The organism is Jiangella asiatica (assembly GCF_004349065.1).
GTDB classification, from domain to species: domain Bacteria; phylum Actinomycetota; class Actinomycetes; order Jiangellales; family Jiangellaceae; genus Jiangella; species Jiangella asiatica.
This window is the reverse complement of the sequence record NZ_SMKZ01000040.1, coordinates 51089-63249: the sequence shown is the minus strand read 5'-3', so window position 1 is coordinate 63249 and position 12161 is coordinate 51089. Positions and strand designations below refer to the sequence as shown.

The following is a 12161-nucleotide window of genomic DNA, read 5'->3' as shown; positions in this document are numbered from 1 at the left end:
CCCCGACCCCCGTTGATCTTGGAGAAACCGCAGGATCTCCGTCCGATTCGCCCCGATTGATTCCGCGAGAACTCCAAGATCAACGGGACGCGGACAGCGCGGCCGGCCAGCTCGACGTCGTCGACACCGGGGGCGACGCGCTCGCCTGCCCCGTCGATCCGCAGGAACGCCTGCAGTGCGAGTCGTGCCAGTGACCGGAGAGGAGACCGTTCCGATGTCGACGAGCATCCTCGGCACCGGCATCCAGGAGGGCCTGCTGCTCAAGCCGGTCCGCTACCCCTGGGCGTACGAGCTGTACAACCAGGCCGTCGCAAACACGTGGTTCCCGCACGAGGTGCAGCTCGGCGAGGACATGACCGACTTCAAGCGGATGTCCGATGACGAGCGGCACGCCCTGACGTTCCTCATGAGCTACTTCAACCCCAACGAGCTGCTGGTCAACAAGGCACTGGCGTTCGGCGTGTACCCCTACCTCAACGCGGCCGAGGCGCATCTGTACCTCGCGAAGCAGATGTGGGAGGAGGCCAACCACGTGATGGCCTTCGAGTATGTGCTGGAGACGTTCCCGATCGACCGCGCCCAAGCCTACGAGGCGCACACCACGGTGCCGTCGATGGTAGCCAAGGAGGAGTTCGAGGTCCGCTACATCAAGCGGATGACCGAGCAGACCCTGGACGTGAGCACCGTCGAGGGCAAGCGCGACTTCGTCCGCAACCTGGTGGCCTACAACATCGTGCTGGAGGGCATCTGGTTCTACAGCGGGTTCATGGTGGCGCTGAGCTTCCGGCAGCGCAACCTGCTGCGCAACTTCGCGTCGCTGGTCGACTGGATCGTCCGCGACGAGAGCCTGCACTTGAAGTTCGGCATCAACCTCATCCTGACCGTGCTGGACGAGAATCCGGAGCTGCAGACGGCGCAGTTCGCCGACGAGATCCGGCAGATGATCCTGGACGGCGTGGAGATGGAGGAGCGGTACAACCGTGACCTGCTGCCCACCGGCATCCTGGGCATGAACGCCGAGTACATCAACCAGTACGTCAAGTACCTGGCTGACCGGCGGCTGGAGGAGCTGGGATTCGAGCCGCACTATCGTGTGGCCAATCCCGCGAAGTGGATGGCGACGGCGAACGACACGCTCCAGCTGGTGAACTTCTTCGAGTCCATCAACACCAGCTACGAGGTCGACGCCCGGGGCACCGGAGGGTAGGAGCGAGGACATGTACGTGCGCGTGCGACGGCGCCGTCCGGATCGGCTGGACGGTCCGGCGCCGCGTCTTCCCGGTGCCGGGCTGGGCCTGCTCGGACCGGCGTTCGTGGCCGCCGTCGCCTACGTCGACCCGGGCAACGTCGCCACCAACCTGTCAGCGGGTGCGGGGTACGGCTACCTGCTGATGTGGGTCCTGGTCATGGCGACGGCGATGGCCGGGCTCGTGCAGTACCTCTCGGCCAAGCTGGGCGTCGTGGCCGGCGCCTCGCTGCCGGAAGTGCTGCGCGACCGGATGCCGCGTGGCGGACGCCTCGCCTACTGGCTGCAGGCCGAGGTGGTCGCCATGGCCACCGACATCGCCGAGGTGGTCGGCGGTGCCATCGCGCTCAACCTGCTCTTCGACATCCCACTGCCGCTCGGTGGGGTGATCACCGGCGTCATCTCGATGGCCATCCTGACCGTCCAGAACGGCCGCGGCCAGCCCGCGTTCGAGCGGGTCATCACCACGGCTCTGCTGGTCATCGCGGCCGGGTTCGTCGCCGGGCTGCTGGTCGAGCCGCCGGACCCGTCCGGCATTGCCGGCGGCTTGGTGCCGCGGTTCGACGGCACCGAGACGGTGCTGCTGGCGGCCGGGATGTTCGGCGCGACCGTGATGCCCCACGTCGTCTACCTGCACTCGGCGCTGGCCCGGGACCGGTTCGGCGCCCGCCCCGAGCCCGGGCGGATCGGCCGGCTGCTGTCGGCCACGCGGGTCGACGTGGGCATCGCGATGCTGGTGGCCGGCAGCGTCAACATCGCGCTGCTGCTGGTCGCGGCGGCCGCGCTGCGCGGCGAAAACGGCACCGACACCATCGCCGGCGCGCACGCGGCGGTGGAGTCCGGGCTCGGCGCGGCCATCGGTGTGCTGTTCGCGGTCGGGCTCCTGGTGTCCGGCCTGGCGTCCACGTCGGTCGGCTGCTACGCCGGTGCGGTCATCATGGAAGGGCTGCTGATGCGGCGTATCCCGTTGCTGCTGCGCCGGCTGATCACGCTGGCGCCGGCGGTGGCGATCCTCATGACCGGGGCGGAGCCGACCTGGTTGCTCGTGTTGTCGCAGGTGGTCCTGTCGTTCGGCATCCCGTTCGCGATCATCCCGCTGGTGGTGGTGACGTCCCGGTCCGCGGTGATGGGGCGGTGGACCAACTCCCGGCTGACGACGATCCTCGCGGCCCTGGTCAGCGTCGTGGTGGTGACGCTGAACGTCGCGCTGCTCGTGCTGACGATCACCGGCTGAGTCGACGACGGCGTCAAGTCACCCTGATCCGTGCCAGCTGCCGCGACTGGGCGACCAGGGCGCCGTCGGCGTCATACACCTCGGCCTCTTCGTCGAACCAGCCGTCGCGGACCAGCCGGCCGCGCAGGTGCACGGTGAGCCATCCCGGCGCCGGCAGGCTGCGGGTCAGCACGGTCAGCTGGACGGTGGGTGCCCAGCCCAGCCGGCCCAGGCCGAACACCGTCGGCGGCAGGGAGTCGACCGCCAGGGCGAGCACGATGGGGTCGGGCTGGGTGCCGTCGACGAGCCGGACGTGGCCGCGCATGGACAGCTGGCCGGCCGGCCGCCCCGAGAACCAGCCCAGCGTCTGTGGGTCCAGCCGCAGGTCGACGTGCTCGAGCAGGCCGACGTGGGTGCCGTCGGGAAGGTCGACCACGGCGGGGATGCACTCGTCGATGGGTGCGACCGACTCCGGCGGCGGGCCGACCCACTCCACGGGGGACGTGCGCGACAGGGTGCTGGTGGTGATCGTCGCCTCGACTCTCGTCTCGTCGGCCTGGACGAGCCGGGCGCGCAGCGTCTCGATGGTGCGGCCGGTGCGCACGACGTCGACGTGGACCTCGGCCGGGCCTGGTGTGGGAGGCGCGACGAAGTGGGCGTTGGTGCTCACGGGGTGTGGGTGTGCCGACTCGGTGAGCGCTGCTCGCAGGATCAGCGCCAGCAGGTAGCCGCCGTTCGGGACGTCGCCGACAGCCCACGTCCCGTCGATGTCCACGCTGTGGAGTCCGGGGGCTTGCTGGCGGGTCGCTGATGCTTCGTCGAAGTCAGGCACGGATCAAGACCCTATGCGAACGGGCCGTGGCTGCACAGGGCCCAGGATGCTCCGGTTCGGCCCTTGTGCGGCACCCGGCTTGACCTGGTAGATGACCATACTTCCGTTTGCCGGTGATCGCAGCTACGATCGCCCGGTTCGGGGGAATGAGCCGATCTGTGGGGATCTATGCAGGTCGGCGACTGCTTTCATGAATTTTCACTAAGGAGTTCCATGCCAACGCACGTCCGCAGACTGCGACTCGGCGCCGGTGTCCTCGCCGTCGCCGGGGCGGCGATTCTCACACCCGCCACCGCACAGGCCTTCGACGTCGCCGACGCCGGGGCCAAGGCGGAGATCCACCCTGAGGGCAACGTCCCGGGCTATGCCGTCAACCGCGTCGGCGCCGGCCCGGTCAACGCTGTCCTGCTCGGCCTGCTCGCCGACGACGACGCCGAGCTCAAGACCTACTGCGTCGAGGTCAACGTCCCGATCGACGGCGACAGCAACATGACCGAGGTGCCCTGGGACTCCTACCCGGAGCCCGACGCACCGTTCAGCGAGAACGCCGACCACATCCTCTGGGCTCTGCAGCACTCGTACCCGGTGCTGTCGGTCGAGGAGATCGAGGCGGCCTTCGGTGAGTCCGAGTTCAACGACGGGCTGTCCGTCGAGGAGGCCATCACCGCCACCCAGGCGGCCGTGTGGACCTTCAGCGACGCCATCGAGGTCGACGTCGACGACATCACCAACCAGGACGACCCCGAGATCGACGCGGACGTCCGGGCGCTCTACGAGTACCTGACCGGCGAGGAGAACGTCGGCATCGGCGAGCAGCCGGAGCCGGCCCTGGCGCTGGAGCCGGCGTCGCTGTCCGGTGAGGCGGGCACGGTCATCGGGCCGTTCGAGGTCAGCACCACCGCGGACGTCGTCGACGTCACCGCCGACCTGCCGGAGGGGGTGGAGCTGGTCGACGCCGACGGCGAGGTGCTGCCGGGGCAGCTGGGCGACGGCGACACCTTCGGCGTGGACGTGCCGGCAGACGCCGAGGCCGGCGACGGCACGGTGTCGCTGCGCGCGGAGGCCCACCTCAACGTCGGGCGGCTGTTCGTCGGCTCCGTCGACGAAGTCCGGACCCAGTCGTTGATCCTGGCGCAGTCGGAGAAGACGGCGTTGAGCGTCGAGGGGACGGTCGACTGGACCACCGCCCCGACGCAGACGCCGACCCCGACGCCGAGCGAGACCCCGACCCCGACCGACACGCCCACGCCGACCGACACCCCGTCGCCGTCGGACACGCCGACCCCCACCGACTCGCCGTCGCCGAGCGATACCCCGTCGCCGACGCCGACCGTGCCGGACGAGGACCTGCCGGACACCGGTGCGTCGCCGGCGCTCCTGGTCGCGACGGGTGTGGCGCTGCTGGGCGCGGCCGCCTTCCTGCTCCGCCGGAGGTTCGTCGCCTGATGTGAACCCGGCCGGCAACCACCACTGCCCGGCCCGAAATGATCACGTTCAGCACGAAATCTCGTGTCGCACCATGCTCGTAAGCCTGGTGATGCTCGGGTGATCCTGCTGAACGTGATCATTTCGACGTACGGGGGGGTACCCGGCGCCCGAGCGGATAGTCGGACGACAGACGACTTGTGCGGAGGGCGCAGCGTCGGGCCGGTGAACTTTGTCTGGATCGACGACGCTGTCGGGACCGTACAGCGGGCAGGCTGGCAGAAGCTGCCGAAGCAGAGCCGCTGCCGCCGGTGTGCCCGCGCAGACCGCGTTCTGGGTACCGTGTGCGGTAGAACGGTCGTGACGGAGGTCACGGACGACGTCGCGACGTGGAGCGGGAACCCACCCATAGTTCCCCTCCTCGTCGAGACGGTCACGAGAGACGGGCTCGCGCGGCAACCCTGCGCCGCCCACGACGTGAAGGAGACCCATGACTGTCGAGACGGTGGCCGACGCGGCCGGCGGAGCACCGCCGGAACCCGAGCTCGTCCAGCTGCTCACGCCTGAGGGGCAACGCGTAGCCAACGACCACTACGACGCGCTGATCGCCGACATCACCGGCGACGACGTCCGTGGCATGTACCGCGACCTGGTGCTGGCCCGGCGCGTCGACAGCGAGGCGGTCGCGTTGCAGCGGCAGGGTGAGCTGGGCCTGTGGGCCAGCCTGCTCGGCCAGGAGGCCGCGCAGGTAGGGTCCGCCCGGGCGCTGCGCCAGCAGGACCACGTCTTCCCGACCTACCGTGAGCACGGCGTCGCGCTGTGCTGCGGAGTCGACCCGCTGCGGCTGCTCGCCCTGTTCCGCGGTGTCGACCAGGGACTCTGGGATCCGAACGAGACGCGCTTCCACCTGTACACCATCGTCGTCGGCGCGCAGACCCTGCACGCCACCGGCTACGCGATGGGGGTGCAGCGCGACGGCGCCATCGGCACCGGCGACCCCGACCGCGACGCCGCCGTCATCGCCTACTTCGGCGACGGCGCCAGCAGCCAGGGCGACGTCAACGAGTCGTTCATCTGGGCCAGTGTCACCAACGCGCCGGTGGTCTTCTTCTGCCAGAACAACCAGTGGGCCATTTCCGAGCCGCTGGAGCGCCAGACCAGGGTGCCCCTGTACCGCCGCGCCGGCGGCTTCGGCTTCCCCGGCGTGCGGGTCGACGGCAACGACGTGCTCGCCTGCCTGGCGGTCACCCGCGAGGCTCTGCAGCGGGCGCGCGACGGTGAGGGCCCCACGCTGGTCGAGGCATTCACGTACCGCATGGGCGCACACACCACCACCGACGACCCCACCCGCTACCGCCTCAACGCCGACCTCGAGCACTGGAAGCTCAAGGACCCGATCGAGCGGGTGCGGGCCTATATGATCCGCGGCGACCTGGCCGACCAGGCGTTCCTCGACGAGGTCGAGGCCGAGTCCGAGCAGCTGGCCGTGCACCTGCGGGCCGCCTGCCGGGAGCTGCCCGACCCGACGCCGACGTCCATCTTCGACCACGTCTACGTGGAGCCGACGCCCGATCTCGTCGCGCAGCGCGACGCCATGACGGCCTATCTGGACAGCTTCGCCGAGGAGGTGGCCCGATGACCACGACAGACAGCACCCAGGCGCTCGCAGCCGACCGGGCGGCCACGAGCAGGACATCCGCGTCCTCGGCGCAGAAGAGTGCCTCGGCCAACTTGAACGTCATCAAGGCCATCAACGCCGGCCTGCGCCGGTCGATGGAAAACGACGTCAAGGTACTCGTCATGGGGGAGGACGTCGGCAAGCTGGGCGGCGTCTTCCGGGTCACCGACGGGCTGCAGAAGGACTTCGGCGAGGACCGCGTCATCGATACCCCGCTGGCGGAGTCCGGCATCGTCGGCACCGCGATCGGTCTCGCCCTGCGCGGCTATCGCCCGGTCTGCGAGATCCAGTTCGACGGCTTCGTCATGCCGGCGTTCGACCAGATCGTCAGCCAGGTGGCGAAGATGCACTTCCGCTCCGGCGGGCGGCTGCGGCTGCCCATCGTCATCCGCATCCCGTACGGCGGCAGCATCGGCGCCGTGGAGCACCACAGCGAGAGCCCCGAGGCGTACTTCGCGCACACCCCCGGCCTCAAGGTGGTCACCTGCTCCAACCCGGTCGACGCCTACTGGATGATCCAGCAGGCCATCGAGCTGGACGACCCGGTCGTGTTCTTCGAGCCCAAGCGCCGCTACTACGAGAAGGCGGACGTCGATCTCGACGGCTCGCCCGACCTGCCGCTGGAGTCCGCGCGGGTCGTGGTGCCCGGCACCGACGCGACCGTGGCCACGTACGGTCCCATGGTCAAGACGTGCCTCGACGCGGCGTCCGCGGCCGCGGAGGATGGCCGGTCCCTGGAGGTCATCGACCTGCGCACGCTGTCGCCTTTGGATCTGACCTCGGTGTACGACTCCGTCCGGCGCACCGGCCGGCTGGTCATGGTGCACGAGGCGCAGCGCACGCTCGGCATCGGCGCGGAGGTCGCCGCCCGCGTCACCGAGGAGTGCTTCTACTCACTCGAGGCGCCGGTCCAGCGCGTCACCGGCTACGACACTCCCTACCCGCCGGCGCGGGTGGAGGAGGAGTACCTGCCCGATCTGGACCGTGTGCTCGACGCCGTCGACCGCACGTTCGGGTTCTAGGGGAGGACCGGCATGAGTGTGTCGCAGTTCAACCTGCCTGACGTCGGCGAAGGGCTGACCGAGGCGGAGATCGTCTCCTGGAAGGTCAAGCCCGGTGACGAGATCAATGTGAACGACGTCATCGTCGAGATCGAGACCGCGAAGTCGCTGGTCGAGCTGCCGAGCCCGTTCGCGGGCGTGGTCGAGACCCTGCTGGTCGAGGAGGGCGTGACGGTCGACGTCGGCACGCCGATCATAGTGGTGCGCACGGGGGACGGGGCCGCCTCGCCGCCGGCGTCCAGTGTGGCGTCAGCACCCGAGCGGGAGGTGGGTGGCCCGGCCGAGGACCTGGTACCTCGGCCGCCGGAGCCCGAGCCCGAGCGGCAGGCCGTCCTGGTCGGCTACGGGCCGCGGACCACGGCTGCCAAGCGCCGGCCCCGCAAGGCCACGGCGGCGCCGGCGGGCACCCCAGCGGCGCCCGTCCAGCCGGCAGCGCCGGCCGAGCCCGCCCAGCCGGCTCAGCCCGCCGAGCCGGCTCAGCCCGCCGAGCCGACCCAGTCGGCCAGCCAGGCGTCGGCCGTCGTGCTGGCCAAGCCGCCGGTGCGGAAGCTGGCCAAGGATCTCGGCGTCGACCTCACAACCATCACCCCGACCGGCCCGAACGGCACCGTCACGCGGGACGACGTCCAGGCCGCCGCCGGCACCGTCGTCGCGCCCACCGCGGCCCCGACCGCCTCGGTCACCGCCGCGACGACCACGGGCACCGGCTGGGACGGGCTGCCGCGCGAGGAGCGGGTGGCTATCCGGTCTGTGCGCAAGGCAACGGCGCAGGCCGTCACCACGTCCGCGTTCACCGCCCCGCACGTGACGGAGTTCATCACCGTCGACGTGACCCGGACGATGAAGCTGGTCGAGCGGCTGCGCGACTCGCGGGAGTTCCGTGACGTCAAGCTGTCGCCGCTGGCGGTGCTGGCCAAGGCGGTCTGCATCGCGGTGCGCCGCACCCCGGACGTCAACGCGCGGTGGGACGACGCGGCCGGCGAGATCGTGATGCAGCGGTTCGTCAACCTCGGCATCGCGGCGGCGACGCCGCGCGGGCTGGTCGTGCCCAAGGTGAAGGACGCCGACCGGCTGCCGCTGCGCGACCTCGCGGCCGCCATCAACCAGCTGGCCGCGACGGCGCGCGAGGGCAAGACGCCGCCGGAGGACATGCTCGGCGGCACCATCTCCATCACCAACGTGGGTGTCTTCGGTGTCGACACCGGCACGCCGATCCTGCCGCCGGGCGAGGCCGCGATCGTCGCGTTCGGTGCCGTCCGCAAGCAGCCGTGGGTGCACAAGAACAAGGTCAAGCCGCGCTGGGTCACCACGCTGGGCCTGTCGTTCGACCACCGGCTGGTCGACGGCGAGCAGGGGTCGCGGTTCCTCGCCGACCTGGCGGCGCTTCTGGAGGACCCCGGCAACGCGCTGGTCTGGAGCTGACCGTCACGGGTCTGCCGAGCCCGCCGCGGTGCTTGACGCGCTGCGGCGGGCGGCGGCGTGAGTCCCCCGGACGGGGTCAGGGGCGCTCGAGCAGCAGCGCGATGCCCTGGCCGACCCCGATGCACATGGTGGCCAGCGCGTACCGCGCGTCGCGGCGCCCCAGCTCCAAGCCCGCTGACAGGGCGAGCCGGGCGCCGCTCATGCCGAGCGGATGGCCGAGCGCGATGGCGCCGCCGTTGGGGTTGACGTGCTCGGCGTCGTCGGGCAGGCCGAGCTGGCGCAGGCAGGCCAGCGCCTGGGCGGCGAACGCCTCGTTCAGCTCGACGACGCTGACGTCGGCGAGCGCCACGCCGGTGCGGTCGAGCAGCTTCCGCGTCGCCGGCACCGGGCCGAGGCCCATGACCCGCGGTTCCACCCCGGCCGTCGCCGCTCCGACGATGCGCGCCAGCGGGCGTACGCCGTGGCGTTCCACCGCCTCCGCGCTCATGACCAGCAGCGCGGCGGCCCCGTCGTTGACACCGGAGGCGTTGCCGGCGGTGACGGTCCCGCCCGGCCGGACCACCGGGCGCAACGTGGCCAACGCCTCGAGCGAGGTCTCGCGCGGGTGTTCGTCGGCGTCGACGACGACGGCGTCCGCGCCGCGCCGTGCCGCCGGGACCTCGACCGGCACGATCTCCTCGGCCAGCAGCTTGCGACGGTCGGCGGCACGCTGCTGGCTGCGCAGTGCGAACGCGTCCTGGTCGGCCCGGTCGACACCGTGGTCGGCGGCGACGTTCTCCGCGGTCTCCGGCATGGAGTCGGTGCCGTACACGGCCTGCATCGCGGCGTTCACGAATCGCCAGCCGATCGTGGAGTCGTAGATCCGCGCCTGGCCGCGGTCGAACGCCGTCTGCGCCTTCGGCATCACCAGCGGCGCCCGTGACATCGACTCCACCCCGCCGGCGACGACGACGCCGGCCTCGCCGGTGCGCACCGCCCGGGCCGCGTAGGCCAGCGCGTCCAGCCCCGAACCACACAGGCGGTTCACCGTCACGCCCGGCACACAGACGGGCCAGCCGGCCAGCAGGACGGCCATCCGCGCGACGTCGCGGTTGTCTTCGCCGGCCTGGTTCGCGCAGCCGAGCACCACCTCGTCGACGGCGTCGGCCGGCAGCTCGGCGTGCCGTTCCAGCAGCGCACGCAGGACGTGGGCGGCCAGGTCGTCTGGCCGGACCCCGGCCAGCGCGCCGCCGTACCGTCCGATCGGCGTGCGGATGCCGTCGACGAGGAACGCGTCGGTCATGGCTGGTCCTCCTTCTCCTCGACCAGCGTGCCCGGGATCTCCCGCGAGCGGCCGCGGAACTCGGCGACCAGGTCGTCACCGCCGGGGTCGCGACGCCACACCGTGACGTCGTAGATGCCGTTGCGGCCGTCGCGGTGCCGCTCGGTGGCGACAGCGAGCAGGACATCGCCCTCGCGGGCCGGTCGGACGAACGTGATGTCGCAGCTCTGAGCGACGCTGTTGCGGTTGTGCGAATTGCACGCGAAAGCGAACGCGGTGTCGGCCACCGCGAAGATCAGGCCGCCGTGGCAGATGCCGTGGCCGTTGACCATGTCGCGCCGCACCGGCATGGTGACGCGGGCCCGCCCGGGCGCCACGTCCTCGATGGTCATGCCGAGCGCCTGGGACGCGGCGTCGCCGGCCCACATGGCGTCGGCGGCCCGCCGGGCGAGCGCGACGCCCGAGCCGTCGGCCCTGTCCCACACGGCATCGCCGGGGTCGTCCAGCGCCGCCCGCGCTCGCAGCCCCGGCGACACCCGGTAGCGGCGTGGGTCCTCGGCCGCGGCGAGCGCGTCGAGCACGCCGGCCACCCAGTCCCAGCCGAGGTCGGTCCCCCACGCGTACGGCCCGTGCGGGTAGTTCACGCCCAGCCGCATCGCGGTGTCGACGTCGTCGGCGCTGGCCACGCCCGCGTCGACGACGTCGGCGGCGAACGCCGCGAGCATTGCGACGGTGCGGGCGACCACCAGCCCTGGCGTGTCCGGCAGCAGGGTCACCGTGTAGCCGAGACCCTGCAGGAACCCGACGACGGCGTCCACGTGCTCCCGCGGCGCGTGCTGGGGCGCCGCGATGCCGATCCGGGTGGCACTGGCGTAGTCCAGCGCCAGGTCGGCGACGACGACGGTGACCGGCCCGCCGCCGGTGAGCTGGGTGGCCGTGCGCCCGTCGGTCGGCCGGAGCTGGACGTCGGGCGTGCCGACCTGCCAGCGCACCGCGCCGGCCGCCGGATGTCCGTGCGGCCCGTCACCAACCCACGCGTCATCGGTGGCGGGCACGGGTGGCGCCGTCGATGGCTGCGGCGCAGCCTCGTCCGCCGCGTAGACGCCGCGGCCGGTCTTGCGGCCCAGCCGGCCGGCGGCGACCAGCTGTGCCTGCAGCGCGGACGGCTCGAAGCGCGGGTCGCGGCCGAACGCCTCCCAGACCGACCGTCCGACCGCGAGGTTGACGTCGTGCCCGATCAGATCGGCCAGCTCGAACGCGCCCATCCGGAAGCCTCCGGACTCGCGCAGCATCGCGTCGACGGTGGCGGCGTCGACGGCGCGCGACGCGAGCAGTCGGAACGCCTCGGCGTAGAAGGGCCGGGCGACGCGATTGACGATGAACCCCGGTGTCGAGGTCACGCGCACAGGCGTCTTGCCCCACGCCGTCGCCGTCGCGGTCAGGATGTCGGCGACGCCGGGATCGGTGCCCCTGCCGCTGACCACCTCGACCAGCGGCAGCACCGGTGCGGGGTTGAAGAAGTGCAGCCCGGCGACGCGGCCCGGATGCGCCAGGGCGGCCGCGATGGCGTCGACGGACAACGACGACGTGTTGGTGGCGAGGATCGTGTCGAGGCCGCACACCGCCTCCAGCGCCGCGAAGAGAGGCTGTTTGACCGTGAGGTCCTCCACGACGGCCTCGACCACCAGACCGCAGCCGGCGAGGTCGTCGACGGTGTCGACGGCACGCAACCGGGCGGCCGCGTCCTCGGCCTCCTCGGCGAGTAGCCGCCCGCCGTCGACGGCCCGAGCCATCCGCCGCAGTGCCGACTCGACCGCTCGCTCGGCGGCACCGTCGACGGTGTCGTGCAGCCGCACCTCGTGCCCGGCCAGCGCGGCCACCTGGGCGATGCCGCCACCCATGGTGCCGGCGCCGACCACACCGACCGGCACGGACCGCGAGATCGGGTCCATGGACCTCCCTCGTCCCCATGATCATCAACGGTTGGCCACGTCCTGGCGTCGCCAACCGTTGATGATCATGG

General features: G+C 71.4%; 10 protein-coding genes. 7 read left to right on the top strand and 3 right to left on the bottom strand.

Going from position 1 to position 12161, the window contains the following annotated elements:
- The 3 genes from E1269_RS33030 to E1269_RS22980 all read left to right on the top strand — a co-directional run.
- Positions 1–194, top strand: a 194-nt coding sequence (locus E1269_RS33030; protein ID WP_203433994.1) for a hypothetical protein, incomplete at its 5' end; no start/stop codon positions are given.
- A 20-nt stretch (positions 195–214) separates the two neighbouring features.
- Positions 215–1207, top strand: coding sequence for a ribonucleotide-diphosphate reductase subunit beta (locus E1269_RS22985; RefSeq protein ID WP_131898924.1), 993 nt, complete (start codon positions 215–217; stop codon positions 1205–1207).
- A 10-nt stretch (positions 1208–1217) separates the two neighbouring features.
- Positions 1218–2480, top strand: a complete 1263-nt coding sequence (locus tag E1269_RS22980; RefSeq protein WP_131898922.1) for an Nramp family divalent metal transporter — start codon at positions 1218–1220, stop codon at positions 2478–2480.
- Between the two features lie 13 nt (positions 2481–2493).
- On the opposite strand, the gene E1269_RS22975 is transcribed toward E1269_RS22980, so the two are convergent.
- Complete coding sequence (locus tag E1269_RS22975) at positions 2494–3291, bottom strand: thioesterase family protein (RefSeq protein WP_131898920.1); 798 nt, start codon at positions 3289–3291, stop codon at positions 2494–2496.
- Between the two features lie 213 nt (positions 3292–3504).
- On the opposite strand from E1269_RS22975, the gene E1269_RS22970 reads away from it, so the two are divergent.
- The 4 genes from E1269_RS22970 (at position 3505) to E1269_RS22955 (ending at position 8877) form a co-directional block, all read left to right on the top strand.
- On the top strand, positions 3505–4737 hold the full coding sequence (locus tag E1269_RS22970) for a thioester domain-containing protein (protein ID WP_162606585.1): 1233 nt from the start codon (positions 3505–3507) through the stop codon (positions 4735–4737).
- A gap of 469 nt (positions 4738–5206) precedes the next feature.
- Positions 5207–6355 (top strand): pyruvate dehydrogenase (acetyl-transferring) E1 component subunit alpha, encoded by a 1149-nt coding sequence (gene pdhA, locus E1269_RS22965; RefSeq protein ID WP_131898916.1) that lies wholly within the window; start codon positions 5207–5209, stop codon positions 6353–6355.
- Positions 6352–7416, top strand: coding sequence for an alpha-ketoacid dehydrogenase subunit beta (locus E1269_RS22960; RefSeq protein WP_131898914.1), 1065 nt, complete (start codon positions 6352–6354; stop codon positions 7414–7416). The genes pdhA and E1269_RS22960 overlap by 4 nt, the downstream gene beginning before the upstream one ends.
- A 12-nt stretch (positions 7417–7428) precedes the next feature.
- A complete protein-coding gene (locus tag E1269_RS22955) occupies positions 7429–8877 on the top strand; it encodes a dihydrolipoamide acetyltransferase family protein (protein WP_131898912.1) in 1449 nt (482 codons plus the stop codon).
- A gap of 76 nt (positions 8878–8953) precedes the next feature.
- Here E1269_RS22955 and pcaF read toward each other — a convergent pair whose 3' ends face one another.
- Both pcaF and paaI read right to left on the bottom strand, forming a co-directional pair.
- A complete protein-coding gene (pcaF, locus tag E1269_RS22950; protein WP_131898910.1) occupies positions 8954–10159 on the bottom strand; it encodes a 3-oxoadipyl-CoA thiolase in 1206 nt (401 codons plus the stop codon).
- The gene (gene paaI / locus E1269_RS22945) at positions 10156–12090 is read right to left on the bottom strand and encodes a hydroxyphenylacetyl-CoA thioesterase PaaI (RefSeq protein WP_131898908.1); all 1935 of its coding nucleotides are present in this window, start codon (positions 12088–12090) and stop codon (positions 10156–10158) included. The genes pcaF and paaI overlap by 4 nt, the downstream gene beginning before the upstream one ends.
- Between the last annotated feature and the right edge of the window lie 71 nt (positions 12091–12161).

Coding starts and splice junctions, on each gene's coding strand:
- E1269_RS22960 (WP_131898914.1), top strand. CDS start 6,352: ATGACCACGACAGACAGCACCCAGGCGCTCGCAGCCGACCGGGCGGCC.
- E1269_RS22980 (WP_131898922.1), top strand. CDS start 1,218: ATGTACGTGCGCGTGCGACGGCGCCGTCCGGATCGGCTGGACGGTCCG.
- paaI (WP_131898908.1), bottom strand. CDS start 12,090: ATGGACCCGATCTCGCGGTCCGTGCCGGTCGGTGTGGTCGGCGCCGGC.
- E1269_RS22985 (WP_131898924.1), top strand. CDS start 215: ATGTCGACGAGCATCCTCGGCACCGGCATCCAGGAGGGCCTGCTGCTC.
- E1269_RS22970 (WP_162606585.1), top strand. CDS start 3,505: ATGCCAACGCACGTCCGCAGACTGCGACTCGGCGCCGGTGTCCTCGCC.
- E1269_RS22955 (WP_131898912.1), top strand. CDS start 7,429: ATGAGTGTGTCGCAGTTCAACCTGCCTGACGTCGGCGAAGGGCTGACC.
- pdhA (WP_131898916.1), top strand. CDS start 5,207: ATGACTGTCGAGACGGTGGCCGACGCGGCCGGCGGAGCACCGCCGGAA.
- pcaF (WP_131898910.1), bottom strand. CDS start 10,159: ATGACCGACGCGTTCCTCGTCGACGGCATCCGCACGCCGATCGGACGG.